At 70.7% G+C, this 20,257-nt stretch carries 18 protein-coding genes and 2 pseudogenes; 9 read left to right on the top strand and 11 right to left on the bottom strand.

Going from position 1 to position 20,257, the window contains the following annotated elements; translation table 11 throughout:
- Positions 1 to 16 precede the first annotated feature (16 nt).
- Genes KWI83_RS21135 through KWI83_RS21115 form a run of 5 tightly spaced genes read right to left on the bottom strand, consistent with a single transcriptional unit; the run spans position 17 to position 5,749 of the window.
- Positions 17 to 817, bottom strand: coding sequence for an ABC transporter permease (locus tag KWI83_RS21135; protein ID WP_218515930.1), 801 nt, complete (start codon positions 815 to 817; stop codon positions 17 to 19).
- The gene (locus KWI83_RS21130; RefSeq protein ID WP_218515929.1) at positions 818 to 1,744 is read right to left on the bottom strand and encodes an ABC transporter permease; all 927 of its coding nucleotides are present in this window, start codon (positions 1,742 to 1,744) and stop codon (positions 818 to 820) included.
- A complete protein-coding gene (locus tag KWI83_RS21125; RefSeq protein ID WP_218515996.1) occupies positions 1,744 to 2,907 on the bottom strand; it encodes an ABC transporter ATP-binding protein in 1,164 nt (387 codons plus the stop codon). The genes KWI83_RS21130 and KWI83_RS21125 overlap by 1 nt, the downstream gene beginning before the upstream one ends.
- A gap of 8 nt (positions 2,908 to 2,915) precedes the next feature.
- Entirely contained in the window at positions 2,916 to 4,160 is a 1,245-nt protein-coding gene (locus KWI83_RS21120; RefSeq protein ID WP_218515928.1) for a spermidine/putrescine ABC transporter substrate-binding protein, read from the bottom strand.
- Between the two features lie 53 nt (positions 4,161 to 4,213).
- The gene (locus KWI83_RS21115) at positions 4,214 to 5,749 is read right to left on the bottom strand and encodes a gamma-aminobutyraldehyde dehydrogenase (protein WP_218515927.1); all 1,536 of its coding nucleotides are present in this window, start codon (positions 5,747 to 5,749) and stop codon (positions 4,214 to 4,216) included.
- A 211-nt stretch (positions 5,750 to 5,960) separates the two neighbouring features.
- On the opposite strand from KWI83_RS21115, the gene KWI83_RS21110 reads away from it, so the two are divergent.
- Positions 5,961 to 6,539 carry an NADAR family protein gene (locus KWI83_RS21110; protein WP_218515926.1) on the top strand — a complete coding sequence of 193 codons (579 nt, stop codon included), beginning with the start codon at positions 5,961 to 5,963 and terminating at the stop codon, positions 6,537 to 6,539.
- 48 nt (positions 6,540 to 6,587) lie between these two features.
- Here KWI83_RS21110 and KWI83_RS21105 read toward each other — a convergent pair.
- Both KWI83_RS21105 and KWI83_RS21100 read right to left on the bottom strand, forming a co-directional pair.
- Positions 6,588 to 6,779: pseudogene (locus tag KWI83_RS21105) on the bottom strand (DUF4190 domain-containing protein); the annotation flags it as partial.
- On the bottom strand, positions 6,773 to 7,429 hold the full coding sequence (locus KWI83_RS21100) for a DUF4190 domain-containing protein (RefSeq protein WP_218515925.1): 657 nt from the start codon (positions 7,427 to 7,429) through the stop codon (positions 6,773 to 6,775). The gene KWI83_RS21100 and the pseudogene KWI83_RS21105, both read right to left, overlap by 7 nt.
- Before the next feature lie 260 nt (positions 7,430 to 7,689).
- Between KWI83_RS21100 and KWI83_RS21095 the strand changes: the two genes are divergently transcribed.
- Entirely contained in the window at positions 7,690 to 8,751 is a 1,062-nt protein-coding gene (locus KWI83_RS21095) for an adenosine deaminase (RefSeq protein WP_374106340.1), read from the top strand.
- Positions 8,752 to 8,771: 20 nt separating this feature from the next.
- The gene (locus KWI83_RS21090; RefSeq protein ID WP_218515923.1) at positions 8,772 to 9,485 is read left to right on the top strand and encodes a glycerophosphodiester phosphodiesterase; all 714 of its coding nucleotides are present in this window, start codon (positions 8,772 to 8,774) and stop codon (positions 9,483 to 9,485) included.
- Positions 9,486 to 9,616: 131 nt separating this feature from the next.
- On the opposite strand, the gene KWI83_RS21085 is transcribed toward KWI83_RS21090, so the two are convergent.
- The 4 genes and pseudogenes from KWI83_RS21085 to KWI83_RS21070 form a co-directional block, all read right to left on the bottom strand.
- The gene (locus KWI83_RS21085; RefSeq protein WP_218515922.1) at positions 9,617 to 11,296 is read right to left on the bottom strand and encodes a sigma-70 family RNA polymerase sigma factor; all 1,680 of its coding nucleotides are present in this window, start codon (positions 11,294 to 11,296) and stop codon (positions 9,617 to 9,619) included.
- Between the two features lie 286 nt (positions 11,297 to 11,582).
- Positions 11,583 to 12,092: a DinB family protein gene (locus KWI83_RS21080; RefSeq protein ID WP_218515995.1), complete on the bottom strand. Its 510-nt coding sequence runs from the start codon at positions 12,090 to 12,092 to the stop codon at positions 11,583 to 11,585.
- A pseudogene (locus tag KWI83_RS21075) lies at positions 12,090 to 12,473 on the bottom strand (spermidine/putrescine ABC transporter substrate-binding protein); the annotation flags it as partial. The pseudogene KWI83_RS21075 and the gene KWI83_RS21080, both read right to left, overlap by 3 nt.
- Before the next feature lie 148 nt (positions 12,474 to 12,621).
- The gene (locus KWI83_RS21070; RefSeq protein WP_218515921.1) at positions 12,622 to 14,061 is read right to left on the bottom strand and encodes a gamma-aminobutyraldehyde dehydrogenase; all 1,440 of its coding nucleotides are present in this window, start codon (positions 14,059 to 14,061) and stop codon (positions 12,622 to 12,624) included.
- A 165-nt stretch (positions 14,062 to 14,226) separates the two neighbouring features.
- Here KWI83_RS21070 and KWI83_RS21065 point away from each other — a divergent pair, with 165 nt between their 5' ends.
- The 6 genes from KWI83_RS21065 (at position 14,227) to KWI83_RS21040 (ending at position 20,162) form a co-directional block, all read left to right on the top strand.
- Positions 14,227 to 14,724, top strand: coding sequence for an Lrp/AsnC family transcriptional regulator (locus KWI83_RS21065; protein WP_218515920.1), 498 nt, complete (start codon positions 14,227 to 14,229; stop codon positions 14,722 to 14,724).
- Between the two features lie 2 nt (positions 14,725 to 14,726).
- Positions 14,727 to 16,091, top strand: coding sequence for an aspartate aminotransferase family protein (locus KWI83_RS21060; RefSeq protein ID WP_218515919.1), 1,365 nt, complete (start codon positions 14,727 to 14,729; stop codon positions 16,089 to 16,091).
- A 193-nt stretch (positions 16,092 to 16,284) separates the two neighbouring features.
- Complete coding sequence (locus KWI83_RS21055) at positions 16,285 to 17,025, top strand: ABC transporter ATP-binding protein (protein WP_218515918.1); 741 nt, start codon at positions 16,285 to 16,287, stop codon at positions 17,023 to 17,025.
- Entirely contained in the window at positions 17,007 to 18,500 is a 1,494-nt protein-coding gene (locus KWI83_RS21050; RefSeq protein WP_218515917.1) for a hypothetical protein, read from the top strand. The genes KWI83_RS21055 and KWI83_RS21050 overlap by 19 nt, the downstream gene beginning before the upstream one ends.
- 97 nt (positions 18,501 to 18,597) lie before the next feature.
- Positions 18,598 to 19,005, top strand: coding sequence for a VOC family protein (locus tag KWI83_RS21045; RefSeq protein WP_218515916.1), 408 nt, complete (start codon positions 18,598 to 18,600; stop codon positions 19,003 to 19,005).
- Between the two features lie 26 nt (positions 19,006 to 19,031).
- Entirely contained in the window at positions 19,032 to 20,162 is a 1,131-nt protein-coding gene (locus KWI83_RS21040; RefSeq protein WP_218515915.1) for an LOG family protein, read from the top strand.
- Positions 20,163 to 20,257 lie beyond the last annotated feature (95 nt).

Genomic DNA, 20,257 nt, shown 5'->3' with positions numbered 1-20,257 from the left:
AACTCCCTACGATGCGTTACGCCTTCTGGCGCTTTCGGCGGCTGCCGATGGCCATGGAGGCCAGGACGAACAGTACGGCGACGACGAACATGGCCGTACCGATGACATTGATCTGGACGGGCGTGCCGCGCTGTGCCGAGCCCCAGACGAACATGGGGAAGGTGACGGTCGAACCAGCGTTGAAATTGGTGATGATGAAATCGTCGAAGGAGAGCGCGAAGGCGAGCAGCGCGCCCGCGGCGATTCCGGGGGCGGCGATCGGCAGGGTGACCCGGACGAAGGTCTGGAACGGGCCTGCGTACAGATCGCGCGCGGCCTCCTCCAGCCTCGGATCCATCGACATCACGCGCGCCTTGACGGCCGTCACGACGAAACTGAGGCAGAACATGATGTGCGCGATCAGGATCGTCCAGAATCCCAACTGCACCCCCATGTTGAGGAAGAGCGTCAGCAACGAGGCCGCCATCACCACCTCGGGCATCGCCATGGGCAGGAAGATCAGCGAGTTGACGGCGCCCCGCGCGCGGAAGCGGTACCGCACCAGCGCGAAGGCGATCATCGCGCCGAGGACCGTGGCGCCGAGCGTCGCCCAGAGGGCGATCTGCAGGCTCAGGGAGAGCGAGCCGCACAGGTCGGCGACCCCGCACGGATCGGTCCAGGCGGCCGTGGAGAATTCCTGCCACTCGTAGTTGAAACGGCCCTTCGGCTGGTTGAAGGAGAAGACCGTCACGACCACGTTCGGAAGCAGCAGGAATCCGAGCGTGAACAGCCCCGCGACGACGACGAGATGGCGCTTGAGCCAGTTGACGAAGGCCATTTAAACCAGATCCTCCGTGCCGGACTTGCGGATGTAGAGCGTCACCATGATGAGGATCGCGAACATCAGGATGAAGGACAGCGCCGCGGCCGTCGGATAGTCCAGAATCCGCAGGAACTGCGACTGGATGACGTTTCCGATCATGCGGGTGTCGGTGGAGCCGAGCAGATCGGCGTTCACGTAGTCACCGGCGGCCGGGATGAAGGTCAGCAGCGTGCCGGAGACGACACCGGGCATCGACAGCGGGAAGGTGACCTTGCGGAAGGTCGTCCAGGGCTTGGCGTACAGGTCGCCCGCCGCCTCGTGCAGCCTGCTGTCGATGCGCTCCAGCGAGGTGTACAGCGGCAGGATCATGAACGGCAGGAAGTTGTACGTCAGACCGCACACGACCGCCAGCGGGGTGGCCAGCACCCGGTCCCCGGCGGTGATGCCGAGCCAGCTGGTGACGTCCAGGATGTGCAGGGTGTTGAGGGCGCCGACGACCGGGCTGCCGTCCGCGAGGATCGTCTTCCAGGCGAGGGTGCGGATCAGGAAGCTGGTGAAGAACGGCGCGATCACCAGGATCATGATCAGGTTCCGCCAGCGGCCCGCGCGGAACGCGATCAGATACGCCAGCGGATAGCCCAGCAGCAGACACAGGACCGTCGCGGATCCGGCGTACAGCACCGAGCGCAGGAACTGCGGCCAGTACTCGGACAGCGCGTTCCAGTAGGTGGCGAAGTGCCAGGTGACCTCGTAGCCCTCCTCCAGGGAGCCCGTCTGCACGGAGGTGGAGGCCTGGTAGATCATCGGCAGCGCGAAGAAGATCAGCAGCCAGAGGATGCCGGGCAGCAGCAGCCAGTACGGCGTGAGGCGGCCGCGTCTGCGCGCTGGCTTCTTCTCCGGTGCGGGAGCCAGCGGCGGTGGCGCCTCGGTGAGCGTCGACATCAGGCGGCCTCTTCCTCGATGCCCGCGGAGCCCGCTGTCCCGGCAAGCAGGGACTGCGCGGAATCCAGGCCGAAGGTGTGCGCGGGGCTCCAGTGCAGGACGACGTCGGCGCCGGGGGTGAGGCGGCCGTCGCGCTCGACGTTCTGCACATAGACGGCGAGCTCGGGACAGACGGGGCTGTCGACGACGTACTGCGTGGAGACGCCGATGAAACTGGCGTCCGCGATCGTGCCGGTGATCCGGTTGCGGCCCTCCGGGATCTCGCCTGCGTCGTCCGCGTGGACGAGGGAGATCTTCTCGGGGCGCACGCCGACCAGCACCTTGCCGCCGGTCGCGGTGGAGGCGGAGCAGCGCTCGGCGGGGAGCGTGAGCTTGCCGCCGCCCGCCTTGAGGACGATCTCGTCGCCCGTCCTGGTGTCGACCTCGGCCTCGATCAGGTTGGAGGTGCCGAGGAAGTTGGCGACGAAGGTGGTGCGCGGGTTCTCGTACAGCTCGGCGGGGGCGCCGAGTTGCTCGACCCGGCCCGCGTTCATCACGGCGACCGTGTCGGCCATCGTCATGGCCTCCTCCTGGTCGTGCGTGACGTGGACGAAGGTGATCCCGACCTCGGTCTGGATGCGCTTGAGCTCCAGCTGCATCTGGCGGCGCAGCTTCAGGTCGAGGGCGCCGAGCGGCTCGTCCAGGAGCAGCACCTTGGGGTGGTTGATCAGCGCGCGGGCGACCGCGACGCGCTGCTGCTGGCCGCCGGAGAGCTGGTGCGGCTTCTTGCGGGCCTGCTCGCCGAGCTGGACCAGGTCGAGCATCTCCTCGACCTGCTTCTTCACGCTCTTGATGCCGCGCCGGCGCAGGCCGAAGGCGACGTTCTCGAAGATGTCGAGATGCGGGAAGAGGGCGTACGACTGGAAGACCGTGTTCACCGGCCGCTTGTGCGGCGGCAGCGCGGTCACGTCCTGGTCGCCGAGCCGGACGGTGCCGCTCGTCGGCTCCTCAAGTCCCGCGATCATCCGCAGGGTGGTGGTCTTGCCGCAGCCCGAGGCGCCGAGCAGGGCGAAGAAGGAGCCCTGCGGGACGGTCAGGTCCAGCGGGTGTACGGCGGTGAAGGAGCCGTAGGTCTTGCTGATTCCGGAGAGGCGGACGTCGCCGCTGCTGTTCTTCGTCGTCATCGTCGTCGTCACGCCCCTGTGAGCTTCGCGAACTTCTCTTCATAAGCCGTCTCTTCCTTCGAGCTCAGCGAGCGGAAGGCGTGAGACTTGGCGGCCATCTCTTCGTCGGGAATGATCAGCGGGTTGTTCGCCGCGTCCTCGTCGATCCTGGCGAGTTCCGCCTTCACCCCGTCCACCGGGCACACGTAGTTGATGTACGCGGCGAGCTGCGCGGCCGGCCCCGGCTCGTAGTAGAAGTCGATGAGCCGTTCGGCGTTGGTCTTGTGGCGGGCCTTGTTGGGCACCAGCAGGTTGTCCGTCGACGTCATGTAACCGCTGTCGGGGATCACGAAGTCGACGTCCGGGCTGTCCGCCTTCAGCTGGACCACGTCACCGGCCCAGGCGAGGCAGGCCGCGAAGTCGCCCTTGCTGAGGTCCGAGGTGTAGTCGTTGCCGGTGAAACGGCGGATCTGGCCCTTGTCGACGGCCTTCTGCAGACGGGCGATCGCCGCGTCGAAGTCGTCGTCGCTGAACGTGCCCGGGTCCTTGCCCATGTCCAGCAGCGTCATGCCGACGCTGTCGCGCATCTCGGTGAGGAAGCCGACGCGGCCCTTGAGCCTGGGATTGTCGAGCAGGTCGGAGACGGACGTGACCTCGACGCCGTCCAGCGCCTTCTTGTTGTAGGCGATGACCGTGGAGATGCCGGTCCAGGGGTAGGAGTACGCCCGTCCCGGGTCCCAGTCGGGGCTGCGGAACTGCTGGGAGAGGTTGGCGTACGCGGTGGGCAGGTTGGACGCGTCCAGTTTCTGGACCCAGCCGAAGCGGATCAGGCGCGCGGCGAGCCAGTCGGTCACACAGATCAGGTCGCGGCCGGTGTCCTGGCCGGCCGCCAGTTGCGGCTTTATCTTGCCGAAGAACTCGACGTTGTCGTTGATGTCCTCCGTGTACTTGACGGTGATGCCGGTGCGCCTCTTGAACTCGTCGAGCGTCGGATGACGCTTGCCGCTCTCGTCGACGTCCATGTACTCGGTCCAGTTGGAGAAGTTGACCGTCTTCTCCTTCGCCGAGTGGTCCTCGGACGACACTCCGGACGTCTGCGCCGCCGGGGGAATGCCGCAGGCGCTCAGCGCCCCCAGGCCGCCGACCGCGAGCGCGCCGCCGGCGGAGGCGCGCAGCAGCGAACGGCGGGTGAGGGAGGCCCTGCCGCTGCGCAGGCTGCGCCGCATGGCGGCCACCTGGGCCGCGGACGGGCGGTCGGGCTCGTACTGCTCCATGCGCGTGGTGCCCTTTCGGGATGGGCGGCCGCGGTTCGGGCGGCCTGAAGTGGTTATCGGTCCCCGAAGATCGTGCGGTGCCAGTCCTTCCGAGCGACCGCCGTATTGTCGAACATAACGTGCTTGAGCTGCGTGTACTCATCGAACGAGTACACGGACATGTCCTTGCCGAAGCCGGATTGCTGGTATCCGCCGTGCGGCATCTCGCTGATGATCGGGATGTGATCGTTCACCCATACGCAGCCCGCCTTGATCTCGCGGGTGGCGCGGTTCGCACGGTAGACGTCACGGCTCCAGGCGGACGCCGCGAGACCGTACGGGGTGTCGTTGGCGAGCCGGATCCCTTCGTCGTCGGTGTCGAAGGGCAGGACCACGAGGACCGGTCCGAAGATCTCGGACTGGACGATCTCACTGTCCTGGGGCGCGTCCGCGACGAGGGTGGGCCGGTAGTACGCGCCGTTCTTGAGCTCGCCCTGCGGGGCTTGCCCACCGGTGACCACGCGCGCGTAGGCACGCGCCCGGTCGACGAAACCGGCGACGCGGTCGCGCTGGACGTGCGAGATGAGCGGTCCGAGGTCGGTGCCCGGGGTGAAGGGGTCGCCGAGGCGGACGGTTTCCATGAGGGCGGCGGTCTTGTCGACGAACGCCTCGTAGAGAGGCCGCTGCACGTACGCGCGCGTGGCAGCCGTGCAGTCCTGTCCGGTGTTGATCAGCGCGCCCGCGACCGCGCCGTTGACGGCGGCGTCCAGGTCGGCGTCGTCGAACACCACGAAGGGCGCCTTGCCACCCAGCTCCAGATGCAGCCGCTTGACGGTGGCGGTGGCGATCTCGGCGACGCGCTTGCCGACGGCGGTGGAGCCGGTGAAGGACGTCATGGCCACGTCCGGGTGGCCCACGAGGTGCTCACCGGCCTCCTTGCCGGTGCCGGTCACGATGTTGACGACACCGTCCGGGATACCGGCGTCGGTCGCGGCCTGCGCGAACAGCAGCGAGGTCAGCGGGGTCGGCTCGGCGGGCTTCAGCACGATCGTGTTGCCCGCGGCGATCGCCGGGAGGATCTTCCACGCGGCCATCTGGAGGGGGTAGTTCCAGGGCGCGACGGAGCCGACGACGCCGATGGGCTCGCGGCGGACGTACGAGGTGTGGTCGCCGGAGTACTCACCGGCGGACTGCCCTTGGAGGTGCCGGGCGGCCCCCGCGAAGAAGGACGTGTTGTCGATCGTGCCCGGCACGTCGAACTCGCGGGTCAGCTTCAGCGGCTTGCCGCACTGCAGGGACTCCGCGCGGGCGAAATCCTCCGCGCGCTCGGCGAGGACGGCGGCGAAACGGTGCAGCGCGTCGGAACGCTCACCGGGGGTGGCGCCGGCCCACGCCGGGAACGCCGCGCGGGCGGCGGCGACGGCCGCGTCCACGTCGTCCGTGCCCGCCAGGTCGTAGGTGAGGACCTCCTCGCCGGTGGCCGGGTCGACGACCGCGTGGGTCCGGCCCGAGGTGCCCTTCGTGAGGCGGCCCGCGAGGTACTGCGCGCCGTCCGCGAAACGGTCCTGGGCCGGGAATCGTTCCGGGATGGTCTTGCCCGGGTTGTGCATGTCGCTCTCCTCCGCCGTCGCCCCGCTGTCCCTCGGGGCGGGTGGCGTAGCTCCAGCTCGATTTGAGTGCCGATCCTGACAGAGGGGTGGTCGTCCAACAAGTGATTCCGTTGTTGCCTTTTGGTTAAGCGACGGAATCTGTCGACCACGTGTCGAGTCGGCGCCCAAAAGGGGGGACGGAGTGTCAGTAGTGCCTGCCAGACTCGCATGCATGCAGAGGACGGAGGGGGTCAGGGAAGTGATCGATTCCAGGGACGCGCTGGTCAGGGAGGTCCGTGCGGGCGCTCGGATCAGGTATCTGCACTTCTGGGGACACCGGCCGCGGCCGGACGGGCAGGTCGGCGCGAGCTGTCTGAGCCAGTGGTGGCCGTCGCCGTTCACCGTGGACGGGGTGGAGTACGCGACGGCGGAGCACTGGATGATGGCGGGCAAGGCGCGGCTGTTCCGGGACGCGGAGGCGGAGCGGCGTGTGCTGGCGGCCGGGGGTCCCGCCGAGGCGAAGAAGGCGGGGCGGCTGGTGCGGGGCTTCGACGAGGCCGTGTGGGAGCGCGAGCGGTTCGCCATCGTGGTCGAGGGCAGCGTCCACAAGTTCGCCGCGCACGCCGATCTGCGGGAGTTTCTGCTGGGCACCGGGGAGCGGGTGCTGGTGGAGGCGAGTCCGGTGGATCCGGTGTGGGGGATCGGGCTGGCGGCGCAGGACGAGGCCGCGGGGGATCCGGAGCGGTGGCGGGGGCTGAATTTGTTGGGGTTCGCGCTGATGGGGGCGCGGGAGCGGCTGCGCGCGGCATGAGCGAGGGGCCGGTCCGGGGACCGGCCCCGCAGCGCGTCGACGCGGCGTTCAGGCAGCCGCGCCGAGCCGGCCCATGATGCCGGCGAGGAGCAGGAGGCCCAGCAGCGGCAGGATCACGGTGGCGATGATGCCGCAGACGAGCCCGGCGGTCGCCGCGCCCTTGTTGGTGGCCTGACCGCGCGTGGCCTTGCCCCGGCCGATGGCGCCGAAGATGATCGCGAGGATGCCCAGGATCACGCCAGGGCGGTGGCCACGGGGGCCCGGGCGCCGTAGTACGGGTCCTCGTCGTACGACTCGTCGCTGTTGATGGCGGCCATGACCCCGACGGCGATCAGGACGATCACCGCGACGCCGAGGACGATCCCGATGATGCCCATGATCAGGCCTGCCTGGGCCTGACCGTGGTTGGTGGCCACTCCGGCCTCGGCCCGCTTGCGTCCCTTGATACCGAAGACGACGGCGAGGATGCCGGTCACCAGCGAGACCACGCCGTACAAGCAGAACAGGGTGCACGAGACGATGCCCAGCACCATCGCCGCGATGCCCATGCCGTTCTGAGGGGCCATGGGCATACCGGGCCAGCCGTAGCCGCCCTGGGGATAGCCGGGGTAGCCGTAGCCGCCGGTTGCTCCCGGGCCGGTGGGGGCGACGGGCGGGGGTGGGACGGCGGGGCCGGGGCCGGGGCCGGAGTAGTCGAACGGTGTCGTCCCGGCGGGCGGGGTGAAGCCCGCGCTCGGCATCGAGGTGACCGTGGCCTGGTCGTGCACGGAGGGCGGCTGCGGTGTGGACGGTGCGGCGTCGGGCGCCTGGTTCTTGTCGAGCGAACTCTTGTTCCCGGGAGGCGCCCACGGGTCGTGGCCGCCTCCGCCGGACTGCGTCCCGTCCGTCATGTCGCATCCCCCCTGGGTTGATCGTGCCGCCATGCTACGGGGCCGTCCGCCACGGCCCACAGTGCGGGTGCGGGGGGCTGTCGCGCCCACGCGGCGGAGCCGCACATCGGTAGAGCCGCACACCCTGAAAGCGGTGTGCCCCCACCACGCCTGAAAGCGGCGCTGCCCCACCGCCTACGATGACCCGAGTCACCGATCAGCCGATCACCCGCGCCCCGCCCGCCACGCACCGGCAGGGGCGCCGTTCCGGGGAGGAACCCTTGACCGAGCATCTCGTCGACCCCCGCGCCCCACGGGACCTGAAGGCCTTCATCGCCGGACTGCCCAAGGCCGAACTGCACGTCCACCACGTCGGCTCCGCCTCCCCCCGGATCGTCGCCGAACTCGCCGCCCGCCACCCCGACTCCAGGGTCCCCACCGACCCCGAGGCCCTGGTCGACTACTTCGTCTTCACGGACTTCGCCCACTTCATCGAGGTGTACCTGTCCGTCGTCGACCTGATCCGCACCCCGGAGGACGTCCGGCTGCTGACGTACGAGGTGGCCCGGGACATGGCCCGCCAGCAGGTGCGGTACGCCGAGCTGACCATCACCCCCTTCTCCTCCACCCGGCGCGGTGTCGACGAGCAGGCGTTCATGGACGCGATCGAGGACGCCCGCAAGGCGGCCGAGGCCGACTTCGGGACCGTACTGCGCTGGTGCTTCGACATCCCCGGCGAGGCGGGCCTGGAGGCCGCCGAGGAGACGACCCGGCTCGCCACGGACGACAAGCTGCGGCCCGAGGGCCTGGTCTCCTTCGGCCTCGGCGGGCCGGAGATCGGCGTGCCGCGGCCGCAGTTCAAGCCGTACTTCGACCGGGCGAGAGCCGCCGGGCTGCGCTCCGTGCCGCACGCCGGTGAGACGACCGGCCCGGAGACGGTGTGGGACGCCCTCACCCACCTGCGCGCCGAGCGCATCGGCCACGGCACCAGCTCGGCCCAGGACCCGAAGCTGCTGGCGCACCTCGTCGAGCACCGCATCCCGCTGGAGGTGTGCCCCACCTCCAACATCGCCACCCGCGCGGTCCGCACCCTCGACGAACACCCCATCAAGGAGTTCACCCGGGCCGGCGTCCTCGTCACCATCAACTCCGACGACCCGCCGATGTTCGGCACCGACCTCAACAACGAGTACGCCGTCGCCGCCCGGCTGCTCGACCTCGACGAGCGGGGCCTCGCGGACCTCGCGAAGAACGCGGTCGAGGCGTCCTTCCTCGACGAGGCCGGCAAGGTCCGTGTCAAGGACGAGATCGATACCTACACCTCGGCATGGCTCGCGCGCTGACGCCCCACCACAATGGCCCCATGCCGAACGTGACCGCCGTGGCCCACCGCGGTGCCCCCTACCACTTCCGCGAGAACACGATCGACTCGCTGCGTTCCGCGCTCCGACTGGGCGCGGACGCGGTCGAGATCGACGTACGGCTGACCCGGGACGGCGTCCCCGTGCTGCTGCACGACGAGACGCTGAAGCGGTTGTGGGAGCACGACCGGCCGCTGCTGTCGCTGTCGGCGGACGAGGTGCGCGGGCTGACGGCGGGCCGGGTGCCGACGCTCGCGGAGGCGCTCACGGCGACCGACGGACACCGGGTGATGCTCGACCTGCCGGGCACGCCCGACGTCCGGGCGGCACGCCGGGTCGTGGACGTCGTACGGGAGTGCGGGGCGGCGGACCGCGTGTACTACTGCGCGGGCGCCACCGCGATGCTCGCGGTACGGGCCGCCGACCCGGCCGCCGAGATCGCCCTCACCTGGACGACCCTGGCCCCACCGCGCCCGGCCCTGCTGGACGTGGTGCGGCCGCGCTGGCTCAACTACCGCTTCGGCCTGGTGAGCCGCGACCTGTCCGCCCGCGTCCACCAGGACGGCTACCTGCTGTCCGTGTGGACCCCCGACACCCGCCGCACCATGCGCCGCCTGCTCGCCCTGGGCGTCGACTCGATCACCACCAACCGCGTCGACGCCCTGTGCGCCCTGCGCACCGCCCAGCCGCCGGTCGCATGGGCGAGGCGCGGCTAGGACCCCTGGCTCACGCCGCCCCACCACTCAGCGAGCGGTCGAGGCTGTGCGATCAACACCAGCCGGGTGGGAACCGGCCCGGGGGCCTGGGCCTTCGCGCACGGCGGCGAGGTGACGGCCGCGCAGGAGCGTCACACGCGGGAGCGTTGAGGGACCGTCGCCGGGTCGGCCGGGTGGTCGCGGGTGACGTACTGCGGCACGGGCGTGTCGTCCCCGCCGGTGTCGCGGACGAGGCCGTAGCGGATCGCGCCGTCGGGCGGCCCGTGGTTGACGTCCTCGTGCACGTCGTCCCAGGTCGAGGGGAAGACGCTGAGGCCGTAGTCGGCGCCGCGTTCGTTGACGGTGAGGGTGACGGTGCCGTCGACGTAGAAGTACTCGTTCTGCCACATCTGCTGGGTGCCGGGCGGCAGTTCGGCGTAGCCGATGTCCGGGCCGCCCATGCCGGTGGCGTAGCCGTCGGGGCTGCCCCGGAGCGGGTCGTCCATCCGGCGGCCGCCGCCGGAGGCGACGTGGAAGAGCTTGCCGTCGAGGCCGGTCCAGGCGGGCATGACGAGGGCGCCGGGGCGGTACTTCGGCGAGATCTGCCAGCGGACGAGGACATAGCCCCGGCCGGTGAGGGTGACGCTGTCGCCGCGGTGGTTCATCAAGGCGTGCGCACCGCCGGTGCTGGTGAGCCCGGTCTCGGGGCGGCGCGGCAGGGCGGCGGGGCGGGCGTTCGGGCCCGGCGCCCGGTCGACGGCGTCGACGACCGTGCCGTACAGGTCGGTCCGCGTGACCGAAGGTGACGGTGAGGGCGTCGGGGACGGCGAGGCGGTCGGGCTCTGTGGGCCGGGCGTGCTGGTGGCAGTCGGGAGGGCTGGGGCGGCGGCCGTCGGGCGGCGCGGGGTGTCCTCCGGGGTCTGTGTGACGACGTACGCGCCGCCCGCGACGATCGTCGCCCCGGCCGTCACCGCGACGGCCGGTTTGGTGAGCGCGGTCATGACCTTGGCGGACCAGCCGACGGAGGTGGCGGCCACGGCGGTCTTGCCGCCGAACGCCGGCGACAGCGTGAAGCCGACCGGGACGGGGACGAGCGCGATGCCGACGAGCAGCCGTTCCGCCGGTACGACGGACTCGCGGGCGTCCGAGCAGTAGCCGCAGCCCCGGATGTGCCGGGCCAGCCGCTTGCGCCACACGGAGTCGGGCCGTCCGGGCCAGCGGGCGGTCAGCTCGCGCAGGTCGGGGCAGGCGCCGTCGAGGGCGCGGACGATGCCTCGGGCGGTCTCCAGCCGTTCCTTCATCCGCTGGACGCGGACGGCGGCGTGCTGCCGGCTGATGCCGACGGCGGCGGCCAGTTCGCGCCGGGTCAGCTCCCCGGCGACCTCCAGCCACCACAGCGACAGCAGCTGCCGGTCCTCGTCGTCGAGCCACCGCACGGCCTCGGCGACCTCGCGCCGCTGACCCTCCAACTGCAGCCGCAGCACCGTGAGTTCGGCGAAGTCGAAGGCGTCGGAGGGCACCGCGGCGACGGGCGCGGTGGGGCGGCTGCGCCGGGCCCGGTCCCGTATCTGGCGCATGGCGATCGCCACCAGCCAGGACCGGAAGCTGTCCGGGTCGCGCAGCGAGCCCAGGTTGCCGACGGCGCGCAGCATCGTCTCCTGGACCACGTCGTCGACGTCGGCGTGACCGTTCAGCGCGCGGCCGACGATGTTGTAGACCAGCGGCAGCCAGCCCTCGACCAGCTCGTCCAGCGCCCGCCGGTCCCCGGCCTGCGCCGCCGCGATGGTCGACCGCCACTGCCGCCCGTCCACCTCAGTCCTCTCCACCCTCATCCGACGTCCGCACGCACCTTCTCGGTCCGACCCGCGCTGGTGGCCATGCCGGGGGTCGCACCCCCTGTCGGAGACGGAGCGGTGGGCAGGCGGATAACACTTTTTCGGCGGCGGCCCCGCCCGGCGCGTTCCCCTGGAACACTGCCCGCCGGGGTCGGACAGGGGGACGGTGTGTCCGGCGGGGCAGGTCACCGTGGCGGCGGCGGTGTCGATGGCGAAGTCGTCCAGGGTGAAGCCGCCGGGGACGTGCGTACCGGGCTGCGGTGTCGCACGGGCAGTCCCCGTTTCAGCCGTGGCGTGCCGTGCCGCTGAGGATCTGCTCGCGGAGGATGTCGGCGTGGCCGCAGTGCTGGGCCAGTTCGCGCAGCGTGTGGAGGTAGACCCAGCGCAGCGGCAGCGGGCCCCGGCGGTTGCCTCGTACGAGGTCGTCCAGCGTCAGCTGTGCCGTGGCTTGACGGGACGCCGCGCACGCCTGCTGGTGGGCGCGCTGGACTGAGGCGATCGTGTCGCCGTCGTGGAGGTCGAACGACTCGTCGGGCGAGCCGGGAATGCCGATCTCGGTACGGGATCGGCAGGTGATCGCCTCGTCGAACCACACCTTCTCGACGAACGTGGCGTGCTTGACCAGGCCGAGCAGCGTGGTCTTGGACGGGACCAGCGACCGGCGTGCTTGCTCTTCGGTCAGTCCGTTCAGACTGTCGTGCAGGGCGGATCGGTGCTCATCGAGGAATGTCTCGAACTGCTCGCGGAGCGCTGCGTGGAAGACGGCGGGTTCCGTCGACGGCTGGAAGACCATGACCCGGAGCGTACCCAGGCGGCGAAGGCTTCCACAGTCGCGGTCGGTGGGCTGGTGGTTCATCAGGGCGGGGCTGATCTTGCCGAAGAACTCGTCGTTGTCGTTGATCTCCCCGACGTAGTCCACGGCGATCCCGGTGCGCCGCTCGAAGGCCTCCAGTGTGGGCCGCTTCCGCCCGGCGTCGTCGGTGCCGATGTACAGCGGCCGGTTGGCCCACGTCAGCCGCCTCTCGCGGGCCGAGCGGTCGGCGGCGGCCCGGTCGCCGGGCGCCACGTACGCCGCGGGCACCCCGCAACCGGCCAGCGCGCCGAGCGCGGCACCGCCGCCGAGGGCGCGCAGCAGGGATCGGCGGGACAACGCGGGTGTCTTCGAACAGGACAGGGCGGGTGGCCTCGACAGGTGGGAGGCGACGCTGCGTCGAGCCCGCCCGCAAGCGCGGACGCCTTGTCGATCACCGCGGGACAACGCCCGGACAGACCACGGCCCCGGACGGTCCGTCCTCCGTCCGGGGCCGCGAGCCAGGGAGACCTCACGCCTCCAGCGAGGTCATCACGTGCTTGATCCGCGTGTAGTCGTCGAAGCCGTACGCCGACAGGTCCTTGCCGTAGCCGGACTTCTTGAAGCCGCCGTGCGGCATCTCGGCGACCAGCGGGATGTGGGTGTTGATCCACACGCAGCCGAAGTCGAGCTTCTTCGACATCCGCATCGCGCGGCCGTGGTCCTTGGTCCAGACGGAGGACGCGAGGGCGTACTCGACGCCGTTGGCGTACTCGACCGCCTGGTCCTCGTCGCGGAAGGACTGGACGGTGATGACCGGCCCGAAGACCTCCTTCTGGATGATCTCGTCGTCCTGCTTGACGCCCGAGACGACGGTCGGCGCGAAGAAGTAGCCCTTGTCGCCGACGCGCTTGCCGCCGGCCTCCACGCGCGCGTGCGCGGGCAGCCGCTCGATGAAGCCCTCGACCTGCTGGAGCTGGTTGGGGTTGTTCAGCGGCCCGTACAGCACGTCCTCGTCGTCCGGCTGCCCGGTCCTGGTGTCGGCGGCGGCCTTCGCCAGCGCGGCGACGAACTCGTCGTGGATCGCCTCGTGGACCAGGACGCGGCAGGCCGCCGTACAGTCCTGCCCGGCGTTGAAGAAGCCCGCCACGGAGATGTCCTCGACGGCCTTGGCGATGTCGGTGTCCTCGAAGACGACGACCGGCGCCTTGCCGCCCAGCTCCAGGTGGACCCGCTTGACGTCCTTGGCGGCCGACTCGGCGACGGACATGCCCGCGCGCACGGAGCCGGTGATGGAGGCCATCGCCGGGATCGGGTGCTCGACCATCATGCGGCCGGTCTCGCGGTCGCCGCAGATGACGTTGAAGACGCCCTTGGGCAGGATCTCCCCGAGGATCTCCGCGATGAGCACGGTGGACGCCGGGGTGGTGTCCGACGGCTTCAGCACGACCGTGTTGCCCGCCGCGATCGCCGGGGCGAACTTCCACACGGCCATCATCATCGGGTAGTTCCACGGCGCGACCTGCGCGCAGACGCCGACCGGCTCACGGCGGATGATCGAGGTCATCCCGTCCATGTACTCACCGGCCGAGCGGCCCTCCAGCATCCGGGCCGCACCCGCGAAGAAGCGGATCTGGTCGATCATCGGCGGGATCTCCTCGGAGCGGGTCAGCCCCACCGGCTTGCCCGTGTTCTCCACCTCGGCCGCGATCAGGTCCTCGGCGCGCTCCTCGAAGGCGTCCGCGATCTTCAGAAGGGCCTTCTGCCGCTCGGCCGGGGTCGTGTCCCGCCACCCCGGGAACGCGGCCGCGGCGGCCGCCATCGCGGCGTCGACGTCGGCCTGCCCGGACAGCGGGGCGGTGGCGTACGCCTCGCCGGTGGCCGGGTTCACCACCTCGGTGGTCCGTCCGTCGGTGGCGTCCCGGAACTCTCCGTCGATGTAGTTGCGCAGACGACGCAGCTCGGTGCTCACTGCCGGCCCTCCAGGTTCGGGTGTCCAATAACTGAGACACCCACCCTAATCGGTAATCCCACGGTTTCAACACCCCCCGACGCGCCATATCTGCGAAATCCGCAAGGTTCGAACCCACAGACAACGGATTTCATCAATCAAGGCTTGCGAAACTGTCGAGACGTCGTGCACAGTGACCTCGTGGCCAGTCGAAGCGCAGACCCGAGAAACGGCAGTCCCCAGCTGGATGCCGTCTCCCTCGCCATCATCGAGCAGCTCCAGGAGGACGGCCGCCGGCCGTACGCCGCCATCGGCAAGGCCGTCGGCCTGTCCGAGGCTGCCGTGCGCCAGCGCGTGCAGAAGCTGCTCGACCAGGGCGTGATGCAGATCGTCGCCGTCACGGACCCGCTCACCGTGGGCTTCCGCCGGCAGGCGATGGTCGGGATCAACGTCGAGGGCGACACGGAGTCCGTGGCCGACGCGCTGACCGGCATGTCGGAAGTCGAGTACGTGGTGATGACCGCGGGCTCGTTCGACATCCTCGCCGAGATCGTCTGCGAGGACGACGACCACCTGCTGGACGTCATCAACAAACGCATCCGGGCCCTGCCCGGCGTGCGCTCCACCGAGAGCTTCGTCTACCTCAAGCTCAAGAAGCAGACCTACATGTGGGGAACCCGATAACCGTGAGTACCAAGGACCTCAGCAAATCCGCGTACGACCACCTGTGGATGCACTTCACCCGCATGTCCTCGTACGAGAACTCCCCCGTACCGACGATCGTGCGCGGTGAGGGCACCTACATCTACGACGACAAGGGCAAGCGCTACCTCGACGGTCTGGCGGGTCTGTTCGTGGTCCAGGCCGGTCACGGCCGCGTCGAGCTGGCCGAGACCGCGTCCAAGCAGGCCCAGGAGCTGGCGTTCTTCCCGGTCTGGTCCTACGCCCACCCCAAGGCCGTCGAGCTGGCCGAGCGCCTGGCCGACCACGCGCCGGGCGATCTGAACAAGGTCTTCTTCACCACCGGCGGCGGCGAGGCGGTCGAGACCGCCTGGAAGCTCGCCAAGCAGTACTTCAAGCTCCAGGGCAAGCCGGCCAAGTACAAGGTCATCTCCCGCGCCGTCGCCTACCACGGCACCCCGCAGGGCGCCCTGTCCATCACCGGTCTGCCCGCTCTGAAGGCCCCCTTCGAGCCGCTCGTCCCGGGCGCCCACAAGGTCCCGAACACCAACATCTACCGCGCCCCGATCCACGGCGACGACCCCGAGGCCTTCGGCCGCTGGGCCGCCGACCAGATCGAGCAGCAGATCCTCTTCGAGGGCCCGGAGACCGTCGCCGCCGTCTTCCTGGAGCCGGTGCAGAACGCCGGTGGCTGCTTCCCGCCGCCGCCCGGCTACTTCCAGCGGGTGCGTGAGATCTGCGACCAGTACGACGTGCTGCTCGTGTCGGACGAGGTCATCTGCGCCTTCGGCCGCCTCGGCACGATCTTCGCCTGCGACAAGTTCGGCTACGTCCCGGACATGATCACCTGCGCCAAGGGCATGACCTCGGGCTACTCCCCGATCGGGGCGTGCATCGTCTCCGACCGCATCGCCGAGCCGTTCTACAAGGGCGACAACACCTTCCTGCACGGCTACACCTTCGGCGGCCACCCGGTCTCCGCGGCCGTGGGTCTGGCCAACCTCGACCTGTTCGAGCGCGAGAACCTCACCCAGCACGTGCTCGACCACGAGGGCGCCTTCCTCGCCACCCTGCAGAAGCTGCATGACCTGCCGATCGTCGGCGACGTCCGCGGCAACGGCTTCTTCTACGGCATCGAGCTGGTCAAGGACAAGACCACGAAGGAGACCTTCGACGACGAGGAGACCGAGCGCGTCCTGTACGGCTTCCTGTCCAAGGCCCTGTTCGACAACGGCCTGTACTGCCGCGCCGACGACCGCGGCGACCCGGTCGTCCAGCTCGCTCCGCCGCTGATCTCCGACCAGGAGACGTTCGACGAGATAGAGCAGATCCTGCGGGCCACGCTGACGGAGGCGTGGACGAAGCTCTGATCTTCCTCCTGGATGATCAACACCGGCCCCGGTGCGGTCCGTTCGAGTGAGAAACGGCGGCCCGGGGCCGTGTGCTGTCCGGGAGCCCGGTGGCCGCTGCCTAGCGTGCCCAGTGACCGATCGGCCCAGCCTTCGTTCCCCCGCACGAGGGACCTGGCACGGCATATACGGATCCGAACTGAGGTGTTCGCCCATGGTGGCTCCGCCGGACAACGACGTCCTCTGGGCACGCGCCCTGCACTTCCAGCACCCCGACGGCTCCCCCGCGCTCAGCGGCGTCTCGCTGGGCGTCCAGGAGGCCGAGATCCTCGCCGTCACCGGCCCGCGCGGCAGTGGCAAGAGCACCCTCCTGGCCTGTCTGTCCGGCCTGCTGCGCCCCCGCGACGGCGAGGTCTGGTTCAACAGCCTCCCTGTGCACACCATGGGCCCCGTCGCCCGCGAACGGCTGCGCCGCGACCGGTTCGGCTGGATCGACCCCGCCCCCGTCCTCGTACCGGAGCTGAACGTCTGGGAGAACACCGCGCTCCCCCTGATGCTGCGCGGCACCGGCCGGCGGCGCGCCAAGACGGTCGCCCTGGAGTGGCTGGACCGCCTCGACGTCGGCGACTGCGCCGGTCGGCACCCGCAGGAACTCCGTCAGGCCGAGCGGCAGCGGGTGTGCATCGCGCGGGCGCTGGCCCCCGCGCCGACGGTCCTCTTCGCCGACGAGCCCACCGCCCCGCTGCACCACGCCGACCGAGGGCACGTGCTGCGCACGCTCACCACGGCGGCCCGCTCGCACGGCATCACGGTGGTCCTGGCCACCCACGACCCGGACACCGCGGCCCTCGCCGACCGTACGGTCTCCCTGCTGGACGGGCGGTGCGTCACCACCGTGCATCTGCCGCCGGTCCCCGAGTCGGAAGGCCGGGCCGCGTGCTCGCTCTCCGTCTGACCCGCGGCGCCCACCCGGCCGTCCAACTGCGCCGCCTGCTCGTCGCGGCGGCGTCGGCCGGCACGGGCTTTCTGCTGCTGTGCACCCTCGGCTACGCGCTGAGCCATCCCGACGATCCCCCCGCCGCCGTGCTCCGCCTCGCCTGGTGCACGATCCCCCTGGCCGCCACGGTGCACTTCGCCGTCGCCGTCGCCCGCACCGACCCCGGCACCCGCCCCCGTCCCGGACTGTCGGCGATCGGCCTGGGCCCGGCCCGCCTGATGGCCGTCTCGGCCACGACGACGGCCCTGTCCACCACCCTCGGCTCGATGCTGGCCCTCCTCGTCTTCCTCCACCTGCGCGGCGACCTGACCGGCATGCCCTTCGACGGAGCGGCGGCCCAGTTCCTGGCTACGGACCAGCCCGTCCCGGTTCCGGCGACCCTGACCCTGCTGTCCCTGGTCCCGGCAGCCGCGTCCCTGTCGGTGGCCCTGGTCCTGCGCCCACGCGAGACGAGCCCGGCACGGACACCCGGCCCGCGCCGGGCGTTCGGCCGCTTCGGGGCGTACGGGCGCGGGGGGATGCGGGAGACGTTCGGGGCGTACGGGCGTTTCGGCGCGCATCTGAGAAGGGCGGCGGGCAGTGCCGGGACCCGGCCGTCCGGAACCGCCGGGAAACAGCCACCGCCCGGCGACACGGCCGACGAGGCGAGCCCCGGCGCGGGCGGCGACCTCCCCATCGGCCCACGCGTGGCCGCGGCGCTCGGCCACCCCATCGACCGGCGGGCAGTCGTGCCGCCCGGCCCGCAGCAGCACGGCACGCCGCAGACGCCGGGCGGCGCGCCCGCCCCCCTCGCACCGGCGCCGGGCACCCCCCACACCCAGGGCAGGCCCCCCAACCCCACCGCCGCCCTCCCCTGGGCCATCACCACCCTCGCCGCCGGCCTCGCCATGGAGGCCTACGCGGGCCACACCACCCCCACCGCCGACATGCCCGGTGGTCTCACCAGCGGCCCCGTGGGCGTCCTCCTCGGCTGGCTGCTCACCGCCGTCGGCCTCGCCCTGACCGGCCCCGGCATCACCCACCTGTGCGGCCGTCTCCTGCAGACCACCCGCCCCGGCGCCCTCCGCCTGCTCGCCGGTCGCGTCCTGATGGAGGAGTACTCCCGCATCGGCCGCCCCCTCGGCATCGTCTGCGCGGTCGCGTCCGCCGCCTACGCCATGGCCGCCCTGCAGAAGCCCCAGGGCCCCACCTTCGGCCCGCTCACCACCCTCGGCGCACTCCTCGTGGGAGGCTGCACCGTGGCCACCCTGCTCACCGCCGCCGTCGAGGCCAAGCACGCCCGCGCCGACACCACCGCCGCCCTGCTGCGCCTCGGCGCCCCCACGACGATGCTGCGCGCCGCAGCCACCCTGCGCGCCGCCGCGCTGGTCGCGGTGTTCGCCCCGCTGACCCTGGTCGTCGCCGCACTCGCCGCACAGCCGCTGACCCGCTGAAAACCCGTGGGAAAAAAGTCCCCGCCCGGCGATGAGTTCCGCACCGCCCCCGGGTCTACCCCACCGAACGGCACAACACCGATGGGAGAGACCGCAGATGTACCAGCAGATGATCTTCGTGAACCTGCCCGTGAACGACCTCGACGCCTCGAAGAAGTTCTTCACGGCACTCGGCTACTCGATCAACCCGCAGTTCAGCGACGAGAACGCGGCGTCGGTGGTGATCAGCGACACCATCGTCGCGATGCTGCTCACCAAGCCGTTCTACGCGACCTTCACCCAGAAGGAGATCGCGGACGCGACGAAGACCAGCGAGGTGCTGCTGTGCCTGAGCGCGGAGAGCCGCGAGAAGGTCGACGAGCTGGTCGAGAAGGCGGTCGCCGCCGGCGGCACCGCGTCGGAGAAGGTGCAGGACCAGGGTTTCATGTACGGCCGCGCCTTCGACGACCTGGACGGCCACACCTGGGAGGTCGTGTGGATGGACCCGACGGCCATCGAGGGCTGAGCCAGGCGCGCGCCTAGCATGGGCGGGTGCACTCCACACCACCCGCCCACGCCACCCACACCGCCTCCCACGACCGCGAGGTCGAGTCCCTCGCCGAGTTCGACGAGGTCGTCGCCACCCATGGCAGACTCACCCGGTTCCGCGTCCAGGCCGTCGATCTGACGGCCCGTACGGACGTGCTGCTCTCCGTCGACGTCGCCGGCGCCGTCTTCCTCGGCTGCCCCATGACCGACGCCGCGGCCACCCGGGTCGCCGCCGCCGGCGCCCTGGTCTTCCCGCCCATACCGGACCTCCCCTTCGACGCGTACCGCGGCTTCGTCTACACCCCCGACGAGCTGTTCGACGGCCTGGAGAAGGGGTACGAGGGCACCCCGGACGCCCTGTCCTACGCCTGGTTCCAGCAGACGAAGGCCGACGGCGACGTCTTCGCGTCGATGCTCCGCGCCGTCCACGACGACGCCGTCTCCGACGCGCTGGACGAACTCCTCGTCGGCGCCCGCGTGGTGGGTGTCATGGGCGGGCACGCGATGGCGCGCGGCACGGAGGCGTACGCCGGTGCCGCGCGCCTCGGTCGTGAGCTGGCGCGCGCCGGCTTCACCGTCGCGACCGGCGGCGGTCCCGGCGCGATGGAGGCGGCGAACCTCGGCGCGTACGCGGCCCCGCACGCCGACGACATGCTCGACGAGGCGCTCCAACTCCTGGCCAAGACCCCGATGTTCGTCCCGTCGATCACGAACTGGGCCCGCGCCGCCTTCGAGGTGCGCGACCGCTGGCCGGACGGCGGGCCCTCGGTCGGCATCCCGACCTGGTTCTACGGCCACGAGCCGCCGAACGCCTTCGCCGCGCACATCGCCAAGTACTTCGCCAACGCCACCCGCGAGGACGGCCTGCTGGCCCGCTGCACCTCGGGCGTGGTCTTCCTGCCGGGAGCCGCCGGCACCGTACAGGAGATCTTCGACAACGCGACCCCGAACTACTACGAGTCGCGCGGCGAACCCACGCCCATGGTCCTGGTGAACCGCGAGCACTGGACGGACCGGCTCCCGACCTGGCCGCTGCTCCAGGCCCTCGCCCGGGAGCGGTCGATGGAGGCGCGTATCGCCCTGGTCGACGGGATCGAGGAGGCTCCGGCCGCGTTGAAACGTCTCGGCGGTTAATAAGCGGGCAAAGCCAACGGACAGAGCGGGCCTGCGGATTGACACTGCTTATGGAGCGCTTATAAACCTTGAGCCTCCTGGGGAGGATGTGACCC

The sequence above is a fragment of the Streptomyces sp. TRM70350 genome, assembly GCF_019219825.1.
In the GTDB taxonomy this organism is placed as follows: domain Bacteria; phylum Actinomycetota; class Actinomycetes; order Streptomycetales; family Streptomycetaceae; genus Streptomyces.
This window is presented reverse-complemented; position numbering and strand designations above follow the sequence as displayed.

Bases quoted from the DNA above. Each gene is read 5' to 3' on its own strand.
- KWI83_RS21135 (WP_218515930.1), bottom strand. From the start codon at position 817: ATGGCCTTCGTCAACTGGCTCAAGCGCCATCTCGTCGTCGTCGCGGGG.
- KWI83_RS21130 (WP_218515929.1), bottom strand. From the start codon at position 1,744: ATGTCGACGCTCACCGAGGCGCCACCGCCGCTGGCTCCCGCACCGGAG.
- KWI83_RS21125 (WP_218515996.1), bottom strand. From the start codon at position 2,907: ATGACGACGAAGAACAGCAGCGGCGACGTCCGCCTCTCCGGAATCAGC.
- KWI83_RS21120 (WP_218515928.1), bottom strand. From the start codon at position 4,160: ATGGAGCAGTACGAGCCCGACCGCCCGTCCGCGGCCCAGGTGGCCGCC.
- KWI83_RS21115 (WP_218515927.1), bottom strand. From the start codon at position 5,749: ATGCACAACCCGGGCAAGACCATCCCGGAACGATTCCCGGCCCAGGAC.
- KWI83_RS21110 (WP_218515926.1), top strand. From the start codon at position 5,961: ATGCAGAGGACGGAGGGGGTCAGGGAAGTGATCGATTCCAGGGACGCG.
- KWI83_RS21100 (WP_218515925.1), bottom strand. From the start codon at position 7,429: ATGACGGACGGGACGCAGTCCGGCGGAGGCGGCCACGACCCGTGGGCG.
- KWI83_RS21090 (WP_218515923.1), top strand. From the start codon at position 8,772: ATGCCGAACGTGACCGCCGTGGCCCACCGCGGTGCCCCCTACCACTTC.
- KWI83_RS21085 (WP_218515922.1), bottom strand. From the start codon at position 11,296: ATGAGGGTGGAGAGGACTGAGGTGGACGGGCGGCAGTGGCGGTCGACC.
- KWI83_RS21080 (WP_218515995.1), bottom strand. From the start codon at position 12,092: ATGGTCTTCCAGCCGTCGACGGAACCCGCCGTCTTCCACGCAGCGCTC.
- KWI83_RS21055 (WP_218515918.1), top strand. From the start codon at position 16,285: ATGGTGGCTCCGCCGGACAACGACGTCCTCTGGGCACGCGCCCTGCAC.
- KWI83_RS21045 (WP_218515916.1), top strand. From the start codon at position 18,598: ATGTACCAGCAGATGATCTTCGTGAACCTGCCCGTGAACGACCTCGAC.